This window comes from Acetobacter sacchari (assembly GCF_017377715.1).
Classification (GTDB): domain Bacteria; phylum Pseudomonadota; class Alphaproteobacteria; order Acetobacterales; family Acetobacteraceae; genus Acetobacter; species Acetobacter sacchari.
In genome coordinates, this window is sequence record NZ_JAFVMF010000075.1 from 1 (window position 1) to 276 (window position 276).

The 276-nt window shown below is 50.4% G+C and carries 1 protein-coding gene; it reads right to left on the reverse strand.

The features are described 5' to 3' along the window. A partial coding sequence (locus J2D73_RS20310) for a beta-ketoacyl synthase N-terminal-like domain-containing protein (protein ID WP_279380966.1) occupies nt 1–276 on the reverse strand: 276 nt, incomplete at both ends.

Genomic DNA, 276 nt, shown 5'->3' on the forward strand with positions numbered 1-276 from the left:
TGCCAGAACCAATCACGGTTGCAGTCCGTTCCTGCTGTTCGTCGGTTTCTGCTTTCCAGCCAGCATGGGTTATTGCCATATCAGCAGCGGCCATGGCGAACAAAATAAAACGGTCCATTTTCTTCTGGTCTTTCGGCACAACAAACAGGTCCGGCTCAAAGCCTGACTCAGGGTCCTGATCTTTGGTTAATACTTGCCCACCGACTTTCACCGATAGTGTTTCAACGATTTCATCGGGCAAAACACGAATACCAGACTGGCCCGCCAGAAGACGTT